The 19,275-nt window shown below is 62.7% G+C and carries 24 protein-coding genes; 13 read left to right on the top strand and 11 right to left on the bottom strand.

What is annotated here, in order from left to right; genetic code table 11:
• The first annotated feature begins 233 nt into the window (after positions 1–233).
• From ACIP1G_RS30715 to ACIP1G_RS30725, 3 genes are read left to right on the top strand one after another with little or no spacing between them, the layout of a single operon-like run.
• On the top strand, positions 234–1,223 hold the full coding sequence (locus tag ACIP1G_RS30715) for a 2-hydroxyacid dehydrogenase (protein ID WP_400744067.1): 990 nt from the start codon (positions 234–236) through the stop codon (positions 1,221–1,223).
• 31 nt (positions 1,224–1,254) lie between these two features.
• Positions 1,255–1,692 (top strand): hypothetical protein, encoded by a 438-nt coding sequence (locus ACIP1G_RS30720; protein WP_336331762.1) that lies wholly within the window; start codon positions 1,255–1,257, stop codon positions 1,690–1,692.
• The gene (locus ACIP1G_RS30725) at positions 1,689–2,093 is read left to right on the top strand and encodes an META domain-containing protein (RefSeq protein WP_400744069.1); all 405 of its coding nucleotides are present in this window, start codon (positions 1,689–1,691) and stop codon (positions 2,091–2,093) included. Before ACIP1G_RS30720 ends, ACIP1G_RS30725 begins: the two co-directional genes overlap by 4 nt.
• 118 nt (positions 2,094–2,211) lie before the next feature.
• Here the strand turns inward: ACIP1G_RS30725 and ACIP1G_RS30730 are convergent, their stop codons facing one another.
• Positions 2,212–2,676: a TlpA disulfide reductase family protein gene (locus tag ACIP1G_RS30730; RefSeq protein WP_400744072.1), complete on the bottom strand. Its 465-nt coding sequence runs from the start codon at positions 2,674–2,676 to the stop codon at positions 2,212–2,214.
• An 85-nt stretch (positions 2,677–2,761) separates the two neighbouring features.
• On the opposite strand from ACIP1G_RS30730, the gene arsC reads away from it, so the two are divergent.
• Genes arsC through ACIP1G_RS30745 form a run of 3 tightly spaced genes read left to right on the top strand, consistent with a single transcriptional unit; the run spans position 2,762 to position 4,123 of the window.
• A complete protein-coding gene (gene arsC / locus ACIP1G_RS30735; RefSeq protein ID WP_041166405.1) occupies positions 2,762–3,115 on the top strand; it encodes an arsenate reductase (glutaredoxin) in 354 nt (117 codons plus the stop codon).
• On the top strand, positions 3,112–3,717 hold the full coding sequence (gene wrbA, locus ACIP1G_RS30740; RefSeq protein WP_016501124.1) for an NAD(P)H:quinone oxidoreductase: 606 nt from the start codon (positions 3,112–3,114) through the stop codon (positions 3,715–3,717). The genes arsC and wrbA overlap by 4 nt, the downstream gene beginning before the upstream one ends.
• The gene (locus ACIP1G_RS30745) at positions 3,710–4,123 is read left to right on the top strand and encodes a DUF2069 domain-containing protein (RefSeq protein WP_400744075.1); all 414 of its coding nucleotides are present in this window, start codon (positions 3,710–3,712) and stop codon (positions 4,121–4,123) included. Before wrbA ends, ACIP1G_RS30745 begins: the two co-directional genes overlap by 8 nt.
• A gap of 30 nt (positions 4,124–4,153) precedes the next feature.
• On the opposite strand, the gene ACIP1G_RS30750 is transcribed toward ACIP1G_RS30745, so the two are convergent.
• The gene (locus ACIP1G_RS30750; protein WP_400744078.1) at positions 4,154–4,825 is read right to left on the bottom strand and encodes a DNA-3-methyladenine glycosylase I; all 672 of its coding nucleotides are present in this window, start codon (positions 4,823–4,825) and stop codon (positions 4,154–4,156) included.
• A 4-nt stretch (positions 4,826–4,829) separates the two neighbouring features.
• The gene (gene ttcA / locus ACIP1G_RS30755; protein ID WP_400744080.1) at positions 4,830–5,654 is read right to left on the bottom strand and encodes a tRNA 2-thiocytidine(32) synthetase TtcA; all 825 of its coding nucleotides are present in this window, start codon (positions 5,652–5,654) and stop codon (positions 4,830–4,832) included.
• A 262-nt stretch (positions 5,655–5,916) separates the two neighbouring features.
• On the opposite strand from ttcA, the gene ACIP1G_RS30760 reads away from it, so the two are divergent.
• Together ACIP1G_RS30760 and ACIP1G_RS30765 are read left to right on the top strand one after the other, a co-directional pair.
• On the top strand, positions 5,917–6,516 hold the full coding sequence (locus tag ACIP1G_RS30760) for a Yip1 family protein (RefSeq protein ID WP_012270925.1): 600 nt from the start codon (positions 5,917–5,919) through the stop codon (positions 6,514–6,516).
• Positions 6,517–6,647: 131 nt separating this feature from the next.
• On the top strand, positions 6,648–7,142 hold the full coding sequence (locus ACIP1G_RS30765; protein WP_400744083.1) for a SprT family zinc-dependent metalloprotease: 495 nt from the start codon (positions 6,648–6,650) through the stop codon (positions 7,140–7,142).
• A gap of 185 nt (positions 7,143–7,327) precedes the next feature.
• Here ACIP1G_RS30765 and fpr read toward each other — a convergent pair whose 3' ends face one another.
• Positions 7,328–8,107, bottom strand: a complete 780-nt coding sequence (gene fpr, locus ACIP1G_RS30770) for a ferredoxin-NADP reductase (RefSeq protein WP_016501130.1) — start codon at positions 8,105–8,107, stop codon at positions 7,328–7,330.
• Positions 8,108–8,227: 120 nt separating this feature from the next.
• Here fpr and finR point away from each other — a divergent pair, with 120 nt between their 5' ends.
• Positions 8,228–9,154 (top strand): LysR family transcriptional regulator FinR, encoded by a 927-nt coding sequence (gene finR / locus ACIP1G_RS30775; RefSeq protein ID WP_400744085.1) that lies wholly within the window; start codon positions 8,228–8,230, stop codon positions 9,152–9,154.
• On the opposite strand, the gene ACIP1G_RS30780 is transcribed toward finR, so the two are convergent.
• The 3 genes from ACIP1G_RS30780 to ACIP1G_RS30790 form a co-directional block, all read right to left on the bottom strand.
• Complete coding sequence (locus ACIP1G_RS30780) at positions 9,151–9,516, bottom strand: diacylglycerol kinase (protein ID WP_346643203.1); 366 nt, start codon at positions 9,514–9,516, stop codon at positions 9,151–9,153. The two genes, finR and ACIP1G_RS30780, sit on opposite strands and share 4 nt — an antisense overlap.
• 73 nt (positions 9,517–9,589) lie before the next feature.
• Complete coding sequence (erdR, locus tag ACIP1G_RS30785; protein ID WP_012270921.1) at positions 9,590–10,240, bottom strand: response regulator transcription factor ErdR; 651 nt, start codon at positions 10,238–10,240, stop codon at positions 9,590–9,592.
• 179 nt (positions 10,241–10,419) lie between these two features.
• Positions 10,420–11,130 carry a tRNA-uridine aminocarboxypropyltransferase gene (locus tag ACIP1G_RS30790; RefSeq protein ID WP_400744088.1) on the bottom strand — a complete coding sequence of 237 codons (711 nt, stop codon included), beginning with the start codon at positions 11,128–11,130 and terminating at the stop codon, positions 10,420–10,422.
• A 260-nt stretch (positions 11,131–11,390) separates the two neighbouring features.
• Between ACIP1G_RS30790 and ACIP1G_RS30795 the strand changes: the two genes are divergently transcribed.
• The gene (locus ACIP1G_RS30795; protein ID WP_400744089.1) at positions 11,391–11,810 is read left to right on the top strand and encodes a quorum-sensing-regulated virulence factor family protein; all 420 of its coding nucleotides are present in this window, start codon (positions 11,391–11,393) and stop codon (positions 11,808–11,810) included.
• An 8-nt stretch (positions 11,811–11,818) separates the two neighbouring features.
• On the opposite strand, the gene ACIP1G_RS30800 is transcribed toward ACIP1G_RS30795, so the two are convergent.
• Positions 11,819–12,028, bottom strand: a complete 210-nt coding sequence (locus tag ACIP1G_RS30800) for a hypothetical protein (RefSeq protein ID WP_400744092.1) — start codon at positions 12,026–12,028, stop codon at positions 11,819–11,821.
• 160 nt (positions 12,029–12,188) lie between these two features.
• Here ACIP1G_RS30800 and ACIP1G_RS30805 point away from each other — a divergent pair, with 160 nt between their 5' ends.
• Entirely contained in the window at positions 12,189–13,307 is a 1,119-nt protein-coding gene (locus tag ACIP1G_RS30805) for an LOG family protein (protein WP_400744095.1), read from the top strand.
• Between the two features lie 181 nt (positions 13,308–13,488).
• Here ACIP1G_RS30805 and recX read toward each other — a convergent pair whose 3' ends face one another.
• The 3 genes from recX to ACIP1G_RS30820 all read right to left on the bottom strand — a co-directional run bounded on the left by recX (position 13,489) and on the right by ACIP1G_RS30820 (position 15,634).
• A complete protein-coding gene (gene recX / locus ACIP1G_RS30810) occupies positions 13,489–13,959 on the bottom strand; it encodes a recombination regulator RecX (RefSeq protein WP_400744098.1) in 471 nt (156 codons plus the stop codon).
• A gap of 21 nt (positions 13,960–13,980) precedes the next feature.
• Positions 13,981–15,048, bottom strand: coding sequence for a recombinase RecA (recA, locus tag ACIP1G_RS30815; RefSeq protein WP_400744101.1), 1,068 nt, complete (start codon positions 15,046–15,048; stop codon positions 13,981–13,983).
• Between the two features lie 103 nt (positions 15,049–15,151).
• Positions 15,152–15,634 carry a CinA family protein gene (locus ACIP1G_RS30820; RefSeq protein ID WP_400744103.1) on the bottom strand — a complete coding sequence of 161 codons (483 nt, stop codon included), beginning with the start codon at positions 15,632–15,634 and terminating at the stop codon, positions 15,152–15,154.
• A 462-nt stretch (positions 15,635–16,096) separates the two neighbouring features.
• On the opposite strand from ACIP1G_RS30820, the gene mutS reads away from it, so the two are divergent.
• Positions 16,097–18,670: a DNA mismatch repair protein MutS gene (gene mutS / locus ACIP1G_RS30825; protein ID WP_400744106.1), complete on the top strand. Its 2,574-nt coding sequence runs from the start codon at positions 16,097–16,099 to the stop codon at positions 18,668–18,670.
• Positions 18,671–18,810: 140 nt separating this feature from the next.
• Positions 18,811–19,134, top strand: coding sequence for a ferredoxin FdxA (fdxA, locus tag ACIP1G_RS30830; RefSeq protein WP_004375459.1), 324 nt, complete (start codon positions 18,811–18,813; stop codon positions 19,132–19,134).
• Positions 19,135–19,275 lie beyond the last annotated feature (141 nt).

Here is a 19,275-nt window from a genome sequence, read left to right on the forward strand (position 1 = left end):
GGCGGTCGCGCGCGCCTGGGACAGGATGGACTGGCCCGAAACAAATGTAGGAGCGGCTTTAGCCGCGAAGCGCCGCGCGGGCGGCGCTCGATCTCGCAGGCGCTGAAAATGTTCCGGTGAACACCTGCGGCGCTCGATCTCGCAGGCGCTGAAAATGTTCCGGTGAACACCTGCGGCGCTCGATCTCACAGCCACTAACCAACCCAAGCCATGCCCCACAAAGGAAGCCCACCATGCGCGCCCTGTTGTTCAGCAGCCAGCACTACGACCAGGAAAGCTTCACCCAGGCCGCCAGCGGCACCGCCCTGGAGCTGCATTTCCAACCCGCCCGCCTGACCCTCGACACCGCCGCCCTGGCCGATGGCTTCGATGTGGTCTGCGCCTTCATCAATGACGAACTCGACGCCCAGGTACTGCAGCGCCTGGCCGCTGGCGGCACGCGCCTGATCGCGCTGCGCTCGGCCGGCTACAACCACGTCGACCTGGCCGCCGCCCAGCGCCTCGGCCTGGCCGTGGTGCGCGTGCCGGCCTACTCGCCGCATGCCGTGGCCGAGCACGCCGTGACGCTGATCCTGGCCCTCAACCGGCGCCTGCACAGGGCCTACAACCGCACCCGCGAAGGCGACTTCACCCTGCACGGGCTAACCGGCTTCGACCTGCACGGCAAAACCGTCGGCGTGGTCGGCACCGGCCAGATCGGCGCCGCCTTCGCCCGCATCATGGCCGGTTTCGGTTGCCAGCTGCTGGCCTACGACCCTTACCCCAACCCCGAGCTGCTGGCACTTGGCGCCCGCTACCTGACATTGCCCGAGCTGCTGCGCGAAGCCCGCATCATCAGCCTGCACTGCCCGCTGACCGAACACACCCGGCACCTGATCAATGCACAAAGCCTGGCCCAGTTGCAGCCCGGCGCCATGTTGATCAACACAGGCCGTGGCGCATTGGTCGACACCCCGGCACTGATCGACGCACTGAAAAGCGGCCAGCTCGGCTACCTGGGCCTGGACGTCTACGAAGAGGAAGCCCAGCTGTTCTTCGAGGACCGCTCCGACCTGCCGCTGCAGGACGACGTGCTGGCGCGCCTGCTGACGTTCCCCAACGTGATCATCACCGCCCACCAGGCCTTCCTCACCCGCGAAGCGCTGGATGCCATTGCCGCGACCACGCTGGACAACATCAACCGCTGGGCGGCAGGCAATCCGCAGAATCAGGTCTCAGGTTAGTGCTAGGATACGCGGCATTTCTGGAGGACCCATGGTCGAGCACGATTTCCGCTACACCCTTTTCAACCCGCAACACACCCTGATCGAGTGCCGCGCCCTGGTGCCGGGCCGCTACCAGGTCACCGGCAACGGCGGCTCGATGCACAAAGGCGACACCCTGCTGGTTACCCTCAAGGGCAGCAAGGACTTGTCCATGCGCCTGACCGTGGAGAGCGTGCGCCACCTGATCAACCCGCGCGGTCAGTGGGTTGCCGTGGCCAGCGGCCCGGTGTTCAACGAGCTGGAAATCCTCACCTGGCAGGTCGAGTGCGACAGCTGCGATGCCGTGCTGGACTTTGAATTTGCCGTGGACGCCAAGCTGGGCAAAAAAGCCCGCCAGCCCGCCGCCAGCGCGCGTATCGCCGAACTGGGCTGGGCCAGCCGTGGCGAGAAACACCTGTGCCCGCGTTGCCAGGAGAGCGCCGAGTGAAAAATCTGCTGACCGGCGCGCTTATTGCCACCGGCCTGCTCGGCTGCGCCGCAGAACCTTCCAAGCTGCAGCAAGAGCGCAGCTACGTGCTGGAGTGGATTGGCGAACGCCCGCTGATCGACTACAGCCACCTGACCCTGACCCTGGCCAGCGACGGCCGTGCCTACGGCAACGCCGGCTGCAACCACTGGTTTGCGCCGTACACGCTGGACGGCAAGCACCTGAGCTTCGGCAAGGTCGGCAAGACCCGCAAGCTGTGCGCGCCGGCGTTGATGGAGCAGGAAAAGCGCTTCTTGCAGGCACTGGAAACGGTGCAGCGCTGGGATGTGTCGCCGGTGGAGCAAATGCGCTTCTGGCCGACCGAAGGCAAGCCGCTGCGCTTCTGGCCTGAGGAAGGCTGAAGAATGCCGGGGCCGCTTTGCGGCCCATCGCGACACAAGGCCGCTCCTACAGGGGTACGCGATTACCTGTAGGAGCGGCCTTGTGTCGCGATGGGCTGCGGAGCAGCCCCAAAATACATCAGGCGCCTTTCAGGGCCTTGATCTTGGCCTGTAACCCTTCCAGCGTCTGCTCGCCCATCAGTTGCTCACGCACCTTGCCCTTGTCATCGATGATGTAGGTCACCGGCAGCGCCTCGCTGCGCGGCAGGTCGTAGCGCTCGGCCGGGTCCTGGGCCAGTACGGTGAAACCGATGCCCAGGGTTTCAGCAGCCTGCTTCAGGTCCTGCCCCTGCAAACCATCGAAGTTCACCCCCACCACTTTGATGCCGTCGGCAGCCCACTGTTTGGCCGCCGCGTTCAGTTCAGGGATTTCGGTGCGGCACGGCCCGCACCATTCGGCCCAGTAGTTGAGCACCAGCCAGTGCCCTTCGATCTGTTCGGCTTTAACCGTCTTACCGTGTTGGTCCACGCCATAATCGGCACCGCAACCACCGAGCAACAAGCTCGCGGTGATGGCCAGTACTGCTGCCAGACGCCTTGCCATGGGTCAATCCTTCTCGAGTTTTCAAGCAAATGGGTCAGTCGCTTTGGTTAGAATAGCCGCCACACCCTGCTGGATGCGACCCGACATGACTGACTTGACGCTTTATCATAACCCGCGCTGCTCGAAATCCCGCGGCGCGCTGGAACTGCTCGAAGCCCGCGGCCTGGCGCCGACCATCGTGCGCTACCTCGAAACCCCGCCCGACGCTGCCACCCTCAAGGCCCTGCTCGGCAAGCTGGGCATCGCCCCACGCCAGCTGCTGCGTACTGGCGAGGACGAATACAAGGCGCTGAACCTGGCCGACCCTGCGCTGACTGATGCGCAACTGATCGAGGCCATGGCCCAGCACCCCAAGCTGATCGAACGGCCGATCCTGGTCGCAGGTGACAAGGCCGTGGTCGGCCGCCCGCCAGAGAAAGTGCTGGAGATCCTGCCGTGAGCGCGCCCTACATCTTGGTGCTGTACTACAGCCGCCATGGTTCGACCAGCGAGATGGCCCGGCACATCGCCCGCGGCATCGAGCTGGCCGGCATGGAGGCGCGCCTGCGCACGGTGCCGGCCATTTCCACCGAGTGCGAAGCGGTGGCCCCGGACATCCCGGCCAGTGGCGCGCTGTACGCCACCCTGGACGACCTGCGCCATTGTGCCGGCCTGGTGCTGGGCAGCCCGACCCGCTTCGGCAACATGGCGGCACCACTCAAGTACTTCCTCGATGGCACCAGCAGCCTGTGGCTGGGCGGTGAGCTGGTCGGCAAGCCGGCTGGCGTGTTCACCTCCACCGCCAGCCTGCACGGCGGCCAGGAAACCACCCTGCTGTCGATGATGCTGCCGCTGATGCACCACGGCATGCTGGTGATGGGCCTGCCGTACAGCGAATCGGCTTTGCTGGAGACCCGTGGCGGCGGCACGCCTTACGGCGCAAGCCATCATGCCGGTGCCGATGGCAAGCGTGAGCTTGATCAGCACGAGATTGCCCTGTGCCGCGCCCTTGGCCAACGCCTGGCGACCACGGCCAAGGCCCTGGAGGCCGCGCGTGGCTAAAAAGCCCAAGGTGTTGCCGCCGCTGGAATGGCTGGCACCGCGCCTGCGGCTGACGCGGGCGCTGAGCCTGGCATTCTTTTTTGGCCTGATCGCCCTGCTGGTGGTGAACAACCTGTGGTTCGCCAACCTGCACGGGGCGCGGGTCGAGGTGATCCTGGCAATCGAACTGGTGCCGCTGCTGCTGTTGCTGCCGGGCATGCTGATAGGTAGCGCCCGGGCGCATGCCTGGACCTGCTTCGTGGTGAATATCTATTTCATCAAGGGCGTGCTGGCAGCGTTCGACCCGGCGCGGGCGGTGTTTGGCTGGGTTGAAGTTCTGGTCAGCCTGGGGTTGTTCATTGCGGGGCTGTTGTATGTGCGCTGGAAGTTCCAGCATGAGCGGCGCATGGCAGGCGAAGGCAGTTGAGTTCGGGGGCTGCTCTGCAGCCCCAAAATCTCAATGGTTGACGGTATGCGCCAGCATCACCGACAACTGGCACAGCGGCCGCCCGCTCTCGGCATGCCACTGGTTGAACGCCTGCTGCACCAACGCCAGGTCCCGCTGGCTGGTCGGCTGCTTGTCGATCACCTTCTGCGCAATCAACGCCGCGGCCATGTCATCGGTAGGAATGAACGTGTCCTTGCCGACCATGCGCAAGAAGCGCGGCGCCGACAACCCGCCCAGCTGGTTGCCGTGCTTGGCCAGGTACTTCCACAACCCAACGATATCGGTCACCGGCCAGTCGGCGATGAACGCGCCGAAGCTGCCGTGCGCTTTCGCGATATCCAGCACCATCTGCCCATTGCGCGGTACGCTCTTGAGCTTGCCCAGGTGGCGAATGATGCGCTCGTCGTGCATCAGCCGCTCCAGGTGCTCAGCGCCCATCAGCACCACCTTTTCCGGGTCGAAGCCGAAGAATACCTGCTCGAACACCGGCCACTTGGCATCCACCAGGCTGTGCTTGAGCCCGGCGCGGAACACGCGCAGGGCCAAGGTCGACAGGTAGCGGTCATCGCTGATATCGCGCAGTTGCGCCGGCGTGCGCGGCTGCGGCAGGAAGGCCTCCAGCGCCTGGGCCGAGCCAAAGCGGTTCAGGCAGTACTCATGCAGCCACTGGTAATCGCGCATGGGCTCAGATATTCAAAACGTCGAGGAAGCGCGGGGTGGCGGTCTCGTCGATCTTCAGGCTGGTGAAGTCGAACAGGTTACGGTCGGCCAGCTGCGACGGAGCCACGTTCTGCAGGGCGCGGAAGATGCTTTCGGTACGGCCCGGGTGCTTGCGCTCCCACTCCACCAGCATGTCCTTGACCACTTGGCGCTGCAGGTTCTCCTGCGAGCCACACAGGTTGCACGGGATGATCGGGAATTCCTTCATGTCCGAGTAGGCCTGGATGTCCTTCTCGCTGCAGTAGGCCAACGGGCGGATCACCACGTTGCGGCCATCATCGGCGCGCAGCTTCGGTGGCATGCCCTTGAGCGCACCGTTGAAGAACATGTTGAGGAAGAAGGTTTCGACGATGTCATCGCGGTGGTGCCCCAACGCCATCTTGGTCGCGCCGATTTCGTCGGCGAAGGTGTACAGGGTGCCACGGCGCAGGCGCGAGCACAGCGAGCAGGTGGTCTTGCCCTCGGGCACCAGCTCCTTGACCACCGAGTAGGTATCCTTCTCGACGATGTGGTACTCGACGCCCAGCTCCTTGAGGTAGGCCGGCAGCACATGCTCGGGGAAGCCCGGCTGCTTCTGGTCCATGTTCACCGCGACGATCTCGAACTTGATCGGTGCCACCTTCTGCAGGTGCAACAGAACGTCGAGCATGGTGTAGCTGTCCTTGCCGCCGGACAGGCAGACCATGACCTTGTCGCCATCCTCGATCATGTTGAAGTCGGTGATGGCTTCGCCAGCGAGACGACGCAGGCGTTTTTGCAGTTTGTTCTGGTTGACCGAGAGGGTGCCCATAGCGCTTGGATCCGCGAGGTGTGACAAAAGCCGGCTATTTTACGCACAAACGCAGCAGCGCTGTAGGCATTCCGATAAAGACTTCAATGTAATCAACAGCACGGCTGAAAGCGCAATTTGCTCTAAAAAGCACGGTTTATGCGGGTAACGGCTTCCTATACTGCGACATAAGGCCACATTACCGCTTGCTTCGGTGTTCGGGCCTCGGGCCGATTGCGCTCCATCTGGGGGGCGTTTGGCAACATTGAGAGGAGTGACCGGCATGATTCATCACGTTGTGGGGCTGTTTACCCATCCCGACCAGGAATGGCGGGAGATTCGTGGCGAAGAAGAAACCATCAGCCACATGTACCTGACACACACCTTGATCCTGGCGGCGATCCCTGCCATTTCCGCGTTCATCGGTACCACTCAGGTTGGCTGGGTGATCGGCGACCGACCGGCCGTGATGCTCACCATGGAAAGCGCCATCTGGATGAGCATCATGTCATACCTGGCCATGCTCGCCGGGGTGGCGGTGATGGGTGCGTTCATCCACTGGATGGCCCGCACCTACGATGCCAACCCGTCCATGGCACAGTGCATCGCCTTTGCCACCTATACCGCCACCCCGCTGTTCATCGGCGGCCTGGCGGCGCTGTACCCGCACCTGTGGTTGGGCATGCTGATTGGCACCGCCGCCATCTGCTACACCGTGTACCTGTTGTATGTCGGCTTGCCGACGTTCATGAACATACCGTCCGATGAAGGCTTCCTGTTCTCCAGCTCGGTGCTGGCGGTGGGCCTTGTGGTACTGGTGGCGATCATGGCCGCCACGGTGATTATCTGGGGACTGGGCGTGGGGCCCGTCTACACCAACTAAAAAATATTCAACCAACACTGGGGCATCAACCAGGGGCCGCCGCAAGGCGGCCTCTGGCTGTGCGCTGACCGGTGGCTCGTCAGGCCACCCAGGCTTGCGGCATAATGCCCGGTCAGGAGAACTACCCCGCCATGCCCGAGCTGCTCAGACAACGCGTCGAAACCTGTTACCAGCAAGCCGAAACGTTTTTCAAGCGCACCTTCCCACGCCCCGAAGTGAGCTTCCGGTTACGCGGGCAAAAAGCGGGTGTCGCCCATCTTCACGAAAACAAGCTCCGCTTCAACCCGCAGCTGTATCTCGAAAACCAAGAAGACTTCTTGCGCCAGACCGTGGCTCATGAGGTGGCGCACCTGGTCGCCCACCAGTTGTTTGGCGACGGCATTCAGGCCCACGGCGAGGAGTGGCAGTTGATCATGCGCGGGGTGTACGACCTTGCACCCAATCGTTGCCACAACTACGAAGTGCAACGGCGCGTGGTAACCCGCTACATCTACCGCTGCCCGTGCCCGCAGAGTGATTTCCCGTTTACCGCGCAGCGGCACAAGCTGGTGCGCCAGGGGCGGCGTTACCTGTGCAAGCGCTGCCGGGAGATATTGGTGTACAGCGGCAAGACGCGGGTTGAATAGACCGGGTTTTCCTGTTCCGGCCCTTTCGCGGGTAAACCCGCTCCTACAAAGGCATCACAGAGCCTGAGGTCAATGATATTCATGTAGGAGCGGGTTTACCCGCGAAAGGGCCGGTGCAGGCAATGCAAGAATCACAGACACAAGAAAGGCGACCCAAGGGTCGCCTTCTTCATGCCAGCCTGCGCTTACTTCTCGACGAAGGCACGCTCGATCAGGTAGTCACCCGGCTCGCGCATGCGGGCGGAAACTTTCAGGCCGAAGCTGTCCAGCACTTCGCTGGTCTCGTCGAGCATGCTCGGGCTACCGCAGATCATCGCGCGGTCGTCCTGCGGGTTGATCGGTGGCAGGCCGATGTCGCTGAACAGCTTGCCGCTGCGCATCAGGTCGGTCAGGCGGCCCTGGTTCTCGAACGGCTCACGGGTCACGGTCGGGTAGTAGATCAGCTTGTCGCGAACCGACTCACCGAAGAACTCGTTCTGCGGCAGGTGCTCGGTGATGAACTCGCGGTAAGCCACTTCGTTCACGTAGCGTACACCGTGCACCAGGATCACTTTTTCGAAGCGCTCGTAGGTTTCCGGGTCCTGGATGACGCTCATGAACGGTGCCAGGCCAGTACCGGTGCTCAGCAGGTACAGGTGCTTGCCCGGGTTCAGGTCGTCAAGTACCAGGGTACCGGTAGGCTTCTTGCTGATGATGATCTCATCGCCTTCTTTCAGGTGTTGCAGCTGCGAGGTCAGCGGGCCGTCCGGCACCTTGATGCTGAAGAACTCCAGGTGCTCTTCCCAGTTTGGCGAAGCGATGGAATAGGCACGCATGAGCGGACGGCCGCTTTCCTGCTGCAGGCCGATCATCACGAACTGACCGTTCTCGAAGCGCAGGCCCGGGTCGCGGGTGCACTTGAAGCTGAACAGGGTGTCGTTCCAGTGGTGCACACTGAGGACACGTTCGTGGTTCATGTTGCTCATCGATGGGGCTCCTGAAGAAAAACGCAGCGCGTGCAACACGCACAGTTGCGCGATAGTTTAGGGGCAGCGACAATATCTGTTAACTGGATTATCAAGATATGTGTTATCGGTTATATCGATATGCGATTTACACTTCGTCAGCTGCAAGTCTTCGTCGCCGTAGCCCAGCACCAGAGTGTCTCGCGGGCCGCTAGCCTGCTGGCATTGTCGCAGTCGGCCGCCAGCACCTCCATCACCGAACTGGAGCGGCAATCGAGCTGCCAACTGTTCGACCGTGCCGGCAAGCGCCTGGCGCTCAATGCCTTGGGCCATCAACTGTTGCCGCAAGCAGTAGCCCTGCTCGACCAGGCCAAGGAAATCGAAGACCTGCTCAACGGCAAGTCCGGTTTCGGCTCGCTGGCAGTCGGCGCCACGCTGACCATTGGCAACTACCTGGCCACGCTGCTGATCGGCAGCTTCATGCAGACCCACCCGGAAAGCCAGGTAAAGCTGCATGTACAGAACACTGCGCATATCGTGCAACAGGTCGCACACTACGAAATTGATCTGGGTCTAATCGAGGGCGACTGCAACCACCCAGACCTGGAAGTGCAGCCCTGGGTCGAAGACGAACTGGTGGTGTTCTGCGCCCCGCAGCATCCGCTGGCCAAGCTGGGCCGTGCCGATATCGAAAGCCTGTCGCAAGAAGCGTGGATTCTGCGTGAGCAAGGCTCGGGCACGCGCCTGACCTTCGACCAGGCCATGCGCCACCACCGCACCAACCTCAACATTCGCCTGGAGCTGGAGCACACCGAAGCGATCAAGCGCGCGGTGGAATCGGGCCTGGGCATCGGCTGCATTTCACGCCTGGCCCTGCGTGATGCCTTCCGCCGTGGCAGCCTGGTGCCGGTGGAAACCGCGGAGTTGGACCTGATGCGCCAGTTCTACTTCATCTGGCACAAACAGAAGTACCAGACCTCGGCCATGCGCGAGTTTCTTGAGCTATGCCGTAATTTCACTGCGGGCTTTACCCGCAGTGACGAGATCGTGTTGCCGCCTATCGCTTAAAGCAGGATCACGCCCCATACCAGCGCGACCATGGTCAGTGCCACCAGTTGCGCGGCGCTGCCCATGTCCTTGGCGTTTTTCGACAACGGGTGGCGCTCCAGCGAAATGCGGTCGATGGCCGCTTCCACTGCCGAGTTGAACAACTCGACGATCAGCCCCAGCAGGCACACGGCAATCATGATTGCCCGCTCGGCACGGCTGACCGGTAGCCAGAAGGCGGTCGGAATCAGCAGCACATTGAGCAGCACCAGCTGGCGGAACGCCGCTTCGCCCTTGAAGGCGGCGCGCAGGCCATCCAGCGAGTAGCCGGCGGCGTTGAAGATGCGTTTGAGGCCAGTCTGGCCCTTGAATGGCGATGTCATGTGAGTCACTTCACAATAGAAAGGCCAGCAGACTAGACCGGCCCGGGTCAAAAAAGCGTGAAGCCACGCGCAGTCAGTTGCTGGCAACCGATTCAAGTTGTTGCAGCAATAGCGCGGCCTGGGTACGGGTGCGCACACCCAGCTTGCGGAAGATCGCGGTAACGTGGGCCTTGATGGTCGCTTCCGACACGCTCAGCTCATAGGCGATCTGCTTGTTCAGCAGGCCTTCGCAGACCATGGTCAGCACACGGAACTGCTGCGGCGTGAGGCTGGCCAGGCCTTCGCTGGCGGCCTTGGCCTCAGCCGAGACATCGACCTTTTCGAACGCCTGTGGCGGCCACCAGACCTCGCCGTCGAGCACCTTGCGCACGGCATCCTGGATCACTTCCAGGGGGCTGGACTTAGGGATGAAGCCACTGGCTCCAAATTCGCGGGACTTGACCACCACGGCGGCCTCTTCCTGCGCCGAAACCATCACCACGGGGATCTGCGGGTATTGCCCGCGCAGCAGCACCAGCCCGGAAAAACCGTAGGCACCCGGCATGTTCAGGTCCAGCAACACCAGGTCCCAGTCGGCTTTTTCGCTCAGGCGGGTTTCCAGTTCGGCAATGCTTGCGACTTCGACCAGGCGGACATCCGGGCCCAGGCCGAGGGTAACGGCCTGGCGCAGTGCGCCACGGAACAGTGGGTGGTCATCGGCAATCAGGATTTCGTAAGTGGCCATCGATCTAAGGATCCTGTTCTATGCCAGGCACTCGGGGGTAAGGGAAGCGCCCGGCGGGGAATCGGCGCCAAGGATGCCGAGCACGGTCAAGGGTGGTCAAGCCAATCGCCCTGCCGTCTCGCCCACCCTGGCTGCCAGCCCCGTCATTATGAACCAAAGCAGGGGTTGTGCCCCTTGGACTATAGGAAGGTATGCAAACGCTGGTGCGTGTCGTCCTGTTCGTCCAGCGGCAGACGCCGCTTGCCGCTCAGGTAATGCAGGCTGAACACATCCAGGTAGGCATCCAGCGCCTGCGAGGCCTGGGTATCGCCGGCCAGGTCCAGGCACATGGCTGCGACTTCCGCCGTGCAGAAGTGATCATCACGCTTGGAGCGGCGCAGGCGGTAGCGCGACATCTGTTCGGCTTCCAGGCTCAGCACCGGGAAGCGGTCCAAGTACGGGCTTTTGCGGAACATCTTGCGCGCCTCGGTCCAGGTGGCATCCAGCAGGATGAACAGCGGGCGTTTGCCAGGCTCGCGCACCACCTCGTTGACCACTCGCTCCTGGGCAACGAACTCGCCAGGGAAGACGATGTAAGGCTGCCACTGTGGGTCTTCCAGCAGGGCCAGCAAGCGTTCGTCGACCGAAGTGCGCAGCCAGCCGAAGGCAGAGGTGTCTTCGATCAGGTCGGCAATCAGCCAGCCGGTGTTGGTGGGCTTCAATGGCTCGGTGTCATGCATCAGCAGGCACACGCCACACTCGGCTGGCACCCGGGGTTTCCAGGCACACAGGCAGTGGGTGGCGATGACCCGACAGTCCGGGCAACGCTCGGCACGCGAGCCACGGGCGATAAAAGGCTTGATGCTGCGCGCCAGGCGTTCGGCGCGCAGGCGCGCTACCGCATGGCTCATGCCGGCAGGCCTCTGGACAGGTTGGAAATGGGCACAGGGATGACTCGGAGAAAACAAGGGGCCAGTCTACCAGAACGGGGGGCAATTGCTGTGCAGGTGGCAAGGCGGTCCTTATAATCGGGTTTTAGCGTGCCCCTGTGGGAGCCGGCTTGCCGGCGATGAACCGCCCTGCGGCCCAAATTACAGCCACTGCGAGGCTGCCACGGAACACTGTCGACCTGCGCATGTCAAAGCGCCAGTCATCGAACCAGGAGAGATTCATGCTGCGCCTTATCGTCCCCGCCCTGAGCCTGTTGCTCGCCCTGCCCCTGGCAGCCCAGGCGGCTTCCAAGCAGGATTACGACCTGAACAAGATGCTGGAAAAAGTCGCCAAGGAGAGCAGCGTCGGCACCCCACGCGCCATCAACGAGGACATCCTCGACCAGGGTTACACCGTAGAGGGCAAGGCGCTGGTCAACCACCTGAGCGTGCGCCAGAGCCACGCTGAGCGCATGCAGGCCAACCCCGCGCAGGTGCGCAGCCAACTGGGTGACAGCGTCTGTCGCAACAGCGGTTTCCGCAACCTGATGTCCAAGGGCGCGGTTATGGTCTACCGCTTCACGGTCTACAAGACCAACCAGCCGATCATGGACCAGGCCTTCGACAATGCCAGCTGCCTGGCCGGTAACAAGAAGAAGTAGCTACCCAGCTAAACCTTCTCGTCTTCACGGGCGTGCCAGTGCCCTTCGGCGGCTTCGGCACGCATCTCCGCCAGCAACGCCTGCAAGTAGGGCGACTGGCACTCCAGCCCCGACAACCTGCGACGGCACTCGGCCTCCAGGCTCAGGTGATGCACCTGGGCCGCATTTTCCAGCTGCTGATAGAGCTGCCGGTCCACCTCGATGGTCAAGCGATGCATACCGCCACCTCCTGCATCGACACGTTTCGCATTCCCAGTTAACCAAACTCACGTCGCCATTGGCCATATGCCGACGGGCGGCGGCAATCAATGCCCCGGCACGATCGTGCGCCAGGGTCTAGATTGAGGTCAGAGGTATTGGTGCAGAAGGAGACGTTGCATGCCTTACCATTCGAGTGAACTGCTGTTCAGCCACTTCCGCGACAACAACATCGACCTGAGCAACATAGACGCACAACTGCAACTGGTAGCACCGAACAGCCCCAACTTGCCGCTGTACCGCGACATGATGCTGACTATCCTGCGCATGGCCCATGATGACACCGAACGCTGGAGCGCTAAGATCACCCTGCAGGCCCTGCGCGAGCTAGACCAATCGTTCCGTACCCTGCAACGCTACAAAGGCCGGCGCAAGGTCACTGTGTTCGGCTCTGCACGCACCCCACTGGAACACCCGATGTACGCCCTGGCCCGTGAACTGGGGGCAACCCTGGCACGCTCCGACCTGATGGTCATTACCGGTGCCGGCGGCGGCATCATGGCCGCCGCCCACGAAGGCGCCGGCAGCGAGCATAGCCTGGGTTTCAACATCACCCTGCCCTTCGAACAACACGCCAACCCCACGGTCGGCGGCACCGACAAGCTGCTGCCGTTCCACTTCTTCTTCATCCGCAAGTTGTTCTTCGTCAAGGAAGCCGATGCCTTGGTACTGTGCCCGGGTGGTTTCGGTACGCTGGATGAAGCATTGGAAGTGCTGACCCTGATCCAGACCGGCAAGAGCCCCCTGGTACCGGTGGTGCTGCTGGACTCGCCCGGCGGCAGCTTCTGGCGCGACTGCCTGGACTTCATCAGTCGCCAGTTGGAAGAGAACCGCTACATCCTGCCCAGCGACCTGAAGCTGCTGCGCCTGGTACACAGCGCCGACGAGGCCGTAGAGGAAATCAACCAGTTCTACAGCAACTATCACTCCAGCCGCTGGCTGAAGAACCAGTTCGTGATCCGCATGCATCACCCGCTCAGCGAGGCGGCGCTGTATGACATCCAGGAAGGTTTTGCCGACTTGCGCCTGAGTGGCAAGTACCACCAGCAGCCGGACAGCAGCGCCGAGCATGAGGTAGGCAATTACAGCCACCTGACCCGCTTGTCATTCGCCTTCAATGGCCGGGACCAAGGCCGCTTGCGTGAATTGGTCGACTTCATCAACCTGTCGGAGAACTGGGCCAAGCCGCAGCCCATGCATACCACGCAACGGGCCAGGGAGGCGTTGAAGGTCAGTTGATAGCGTGTCGCCTGTTTTGGGGCCGCTTCGCGACACAAGGCGAGTGAGCCCGAAGCTTGCGCATTACGTTTAGAAGCGGGCTTGCCCGCGAAGGATCCAGCGCGGAGGATGGCACCGGCTTTGCCGGTGTTCGCGGCTAAAGCCGCTCCTACATGGAGCGCGCCAGGCCTTCAGCAAATGGTCAGTAATCGTCGAGATCTCGCCCACTGAGCAGGCGGCCGATCATGTCCATGGGGAAGCCGCGGTAAGCCAGGAACCGGGTCTGCTGGGCACGGCTGCGGGGATCGTGAGGACGCTGGCCGGCAAACTTGCGCTGCCATACATCATGCATACGCTCGCCCCAATCCACCTCGCTCTCGCGCAAGGCCTCGTCGATATCCGCACGCGCCAAACCACGCTGGCCCAGCTCTTCGCGAATTCGCGCAGGGCCATAGCCGGAGCCGGAACGGTATCTGATGAAACTTTCGAGGTAGCGGGCTTCACTCAGCAGCCCTTCTTCGGCAAGCCGATCGAGTTCAGGCTCGATCAGCTCATCCGAAGCGCCGCGCTGACGCAACTTGCGCGTCAGCTCGACGCGACCGTGCTCACGTCGCGCGAGCAGGTCCATGGCTGTCCGCCGGATGGCGACGGGGGTGTCGAGTACGGCGGACATATTCGGCTATCTACCGCGCAATCAATAACCGGCGTCAGCGTCGGCCATGTCGTCGGCGTCGGCTTCAGCAGCAGCCGCCTTGCCGGCTTCAGCAACAGCACCGGCTTTCAGCAGCTTTTCACGAATCTGCTTCTCGATCTCGGCGCCAATAGCCGGGTTCTCAGCCAGGTACTTGGCAGCGTTGGCTTTACCTTGACCAATCTTGTTGCCCTGGTAGGCGTACCAGGCACCGGATTTCTCGACCAGGCCTTGGGATACACCCAGGTCAATGATCTCGCCGTTACGGTAGATACCCTTGCCGTAGAGGATCTGGAACTCGGCCTGACGGAACGGAGGCGAGACCTTGTTCTTGACGATCTTGACGCGGGTTTCGCTGCCGACCACCTCGTCGCCTTCCTTGACCGCACCGGTGCGGCGGATGTCCAGACGCACCGAGGCGTAGAACTTCAGGGCGTTACCACCGGTGGTGGTTTCCGGGCTGCCGAACATCACGCCGATTTTCATACGGATCTGGTTGATGAAGATGACCAGGCAGTTGGCGTTCTTGATGTTACCGGTGATCTTGCGCAGCGCCTGGGACATCAGGCGAGCCTGCAGGCCCACGTGCATGTCACCCATTTCGCCTTCGATTTCGGCCTTCGGCACCAGGGCGGCCACGGAGTCGACGATGATCACGTCAACCGCGTTGGAACGCACCAGCATGTCGGTGATTTCCAGGGCCTGTTCGCCGGTGTCCGGCTGCGAAACCAGCAGGTCGTCGACGTTGACGCCCAGCTTGCCGGCGTATTCAGGGTCGAGGGCGTGTTCGGCGTCGACGAAGGCGCAGGTGGCACCGTTTTTCTGGGCTTCGGCGATGACCGACAGGGTCAGCGTGGTCTTACCCGACGATTCCGGGCCGTAGATCTCGACGATACGGCCTTTTGGCAAGCCGCCAATGCCCAGGGCGATGTCCAGGCCCAGGGAGCCGGTGGAGATGGCCGGAATACCTTGACGCTCCTGGTCACCCATGCGCATGACCGCGCCTTTACCGAATTGGCGTTCGATCTGACCCAGGGCCGCAGCCAAGGCGCGCTTCTTGTTGTCGTCCATTGAAATCCTCACGTGTTCGACTTGGCCCTGACGGCCGGAATACCTGTATAAGTAGCCAGTATTATTCCACAGGCCGGCGTCCGCGCAAACCCCTGTCGTCGATTTACTCGGCACCAAGCTGTAACAAGCCGTCTAACGCGGCGATCACCGTTTGTCGGCGCACCGCCTCGCGGTCACCGTCGAACTGGCGGCGCTCGCTGAATACATGGCTGCCGTCACCCCAGGCCAGCCACACGGTACCCACTGGCTTGGCCGGCGAACCGCCGTCCGGCCCGGCCACGCCACTTACCGCCACGGCAAAGCGCGCACCGCTGGCGGCCTGGGCGCCGCGGACCATGGCTTCGACCACTTCCTGGCTGACCGCCCCCACCTGGCCGAACAACGCCTCGGGCACCCCCAGCTGGCGGGTTTTCTGGGCATTGGAGTAGGTCACGTAACCGGCCTCGAACCACGCCGAGCTGCCAGGTATACGGGTTATGGCTTCGGCAATACCGCCGCCGGTGCACGATTCGGCGGTGGTCACCTGTGCATTGAAGCGGCGCAGGTGTTCACCCAGGCGGGTGGCGAGCGTGGTGATCGGGTCCATGTCGGGGCTCCTTGAGGGCTGGCCCATACCCTAGCATTTTGGGGGTGGGGGATGGGCATTTAGCGGCGCGCGGGGCCGACGGGTGTTCGCCTTGGCTTTTTTATTGCCCATGAGATCGAGCGCCGCCCGCGCGGCGCTTCGCAGCACAAGGCTGCTCCTACATCTGTTTCGGGCCAGTAACGCCTGTACCAATGCGCGCGATCGCCTTGCTTGTCCGACACGATAACGAGGTGAACACCAAGGGGCCGCGCGCCGCTGCTTCAGGAATAACTGGCCCGAAACAGATGTAGGAGCAGCCTTGTGCTGCGAAGCGCCGCGCGGGCGGCGCTCGATCTCAAAGGCGATGAAAAACTCAAGCCCTACCCCCGAAACCCCCAGCGCAACCGCCTGCATCACAACAAAAAAGCCTGTACCATTACCGGTTTACCATCGCCAACCAGATCACCCGCTGTAAGGCCCTGAATGTCTGATCTCTCCGCACACACCCCCATGATGCAACAGTACTGGAAGCTGAAGAACCAGCACCCGGACCAACTGATGTTCTATCGCATGGGCGATTTCTACGAGATCTTCTACGAAGATGCGAAGAAAGCCGCGAAACTGCTGGATATCACCCTGACCGCGCGCGGTCAGTCGGCCGGCCAGTCCATCCCCATGTGCGGGATTCCGTTCCATTCGCTGGAAGGCTACCTGGCCAAACTGGTCAAGCTCGGCGAATCGGTGGTGATCTGCGAGCAGATTGGCGACCCGGCCACCAGCAAGGGCCCGGTGGAGCGCCAGGTGGTGCGCATCATCACCCCAGGCACGGTCAGTGACGAGGCCCTGCTCGACGAGCGCCGCGATAACCTGATTGCCGCGCTGCTCGGTGACGAGCGCCTGTTCGGCCTGGCCGTGCTGGACATCACCAGCGGCAACTTCAGCGTGCAGGAAATCAAGGGCTGGGAAAACCTGCTGGCCGAGCTCGAGCGCCTCAACCCGGTCGAGCTGTTGATCCCCGACGACTGGCCGCGCGACCTGCCCGCCGAAAAACGCCCTGGTGCCCGCCGTCGTGCGCCGTGGGACTTCGACCGCGACTCGGCGCGCAAGGCCCTGTGCCAGCAGTTTGCGACCAAGGACCTCAAGGGTTTTGGCTGCGACAAGCTGACCCTGGCCATCGGCGCCGCCGGCTGCCTGTTGACCTATGCCAAGGAAACCCAGCGCACCGCCCTGCCACACCTGCGTAGCCTGCGCCATGAACGCCTGGACGACACCGTCATCCTCGATGGCGCCAGCCGCCGCAACCTGGAGCTGGACATCAACCTGGCGGGTGGCCGTGACAACACCCTGCAGTCGGTCGTCGACCGCTGCCAGACCGCCATGGCCAGCCGCCTGCTGAGCCGCTGGCTGAACCGCCCGCTGCGCGACCTGAAGGTGCTGCAGGCACGCCAGGACTCGATCCGCTGCCTGCTCGACAGCTATCGCTTCGAGAAGCTGCAGCCGCAGCTCAAGGAAATTGGCGACATCGAGCGTATTCTCGCCCGTATCGGCCTGCGCAATGCCCGCCCGCGCGACCTGGCACGCCTGCGCGATGCGTTGGGCGCGCTGCCCGAGCTGCAGAACGCCATGAGCGAGCTGGAAGCGCCGCACCTGGCGCGCCTGGCCGCCATTACCGGCACTTATCCGGAGCTGGCCAGCCTGCTGGAACGGGCGATCATCGACAACCCGCCAGCGGTGATCCGCGACGGCGGCGTGCTCAAGGCTGGCTATGACAATGAACTGGACGACCTGCTGGCGATCAGCGAAAACGCCGGCCAGTTCCTGATCGACCTCGAGGCCCGGGAAAAAGCCCGCACCGGCCTGGCCAACCTCAAGGTCGGCTACAACCGCGTGCACGGCTACTTCATCGAACTGCCAACCAAGCAGGCCGAGCAAGCCCCGGGCGACTACATCCGCCGCCAGCCCCTGAAAGGCGCCGAGCGTTTCATCACCCCGGAGCTGAAAGCGTTCGAGGACAAGGCACTGTCGGCCAAGAGCCGCGCCCTGGCCCGCGAGAAGATGCTCTACGACGCCCTGCTGGAAACCCTGATCAGCCACCTGGCACCGCTGCAAGACAGTGCCGCCGCCCTGGCCGAACTGGACGTGCTCAGCAACCTGGCCGAACGTGCGCTGAACCTCGACCTGAACTGCCCGCGCTTCGTCGACGAGCCGTGCCTGCGCATCGAGCAGGGCCGCCACCCGGTAGTGGAGCAGGTGTTGACCACGCCGTTCGTGGCCAACGACCTGGGCCTGGACAACAGCACGCGCATGCTGATCATCACCGGCCCGAACATGGGCGGTAAGTCCACCTACATGCGCCAGACCGCCCTGATCGTGCTGCTGGCGCACATCGGCAGCTTCGTGCCGGCGGCCAGCTGCGAGCTGTCGCTGGTCGACCGCATCTTCACCCGCATCGGCTCCAGCGACGACCTGGCCGGCGGACGCTCGACCTTCATGGTCGAGATGAGCGAAACCGCCAACATCCTGCACAATGCCACCGACCGCAGCCTGGTGCTGATGGACGAAGTGGGCCGCGGCACCAGCACCTTCGATGGCCTGTCGCTGGCCTGGGCCGCCGCCGAGCGCCTGGCCCAGCTGCGCGCCTACACGCTGTTCGCCACGCACTATTTCGAGCTTACCGTACTGCCGGAGAGCGAGCCGCTGGTGGCCAACGTGCACCTGAACGCCACCGAGCACAATGAGCGCATCGTGTTCCTGCACCATGTGCTGCCTGGCCCTGCCAGCCAGAGCTACGGCCTGGCCGTAGCGCAACTGGCCGGTGTGCCGACAGCCGTCATCCAGCGGGCCCGGGAACACCTGGGGCGCCTGGAAACCACCAGCCTGCCGCATGAACAAACGCCGGCCCAAAAGGCCAAGGACGCACCACAGGTGCCGCACCAGAGCGACCTGTTCGCCAGCCTGCCACACCCGGCCATCGAGAAGCTGGGCAAGCTACAGCTGGACGACATGACCCCGCGTCAAGCTATCGAAATGCTATATCAACTAAAGAACCTGTTATAACGGCGCCCACTACAAGCTGGTAGAATCCGCCGCGGTTTGCTGGTGCTGCAGGTTATTAGCCTGGCCTGCAGCCACATACCCGTAAACCGCGCGGCCCTGAGAGGAAGGGCCGCCGCCGTCGCCTGAGGAGAGAACTAGAAATGACCTTCGTCGTCACCGACAACTGCATCAAATGCAAATACACCGACTGCGTGGAAGTCTGTCCGGTGGACTGCTTCTACGAAGGCCCGAACTTCCTGGTCATCCACCCGGACGAGTGCATCGACTGCGCTCTGTGCGAGCCGGAGTGCCCAGCGCAAGCCATCTTCTCGGAAGACGAAGTGCCTGCGGGCATGGAGAACTTCATCGAGCTGAACGCCGAACTGGCGGAAATCTGGCCTAACATCACCGAGCGCAAAGACGCCCTGCCCGACGCTGAAGAGTGGGACGGCAAGACCGGCAAGATTGCAGACCTGGAGCGCTGATAGCGCCCGGACACGAAAAAGGCCCCTCGGGGCCTTTTTTGTTTTTCTGTCCCGTCCTGAATAAGGTTTACACCTCCCATCCCGAATTTCCGGAGAGTCAGATGGAGCAAGGTGTAAAACGCACACAGCGTGATTACTCAC

This window comes from Pseudomonas sp. NPDC089392, from assembly GCF_044749595.1.
GTDB lineage: Bacteria > Pseudomonadota > Gammaproteobacteria > Pseudomonadales > Pseudomonadaceae > Aquipseudomonas.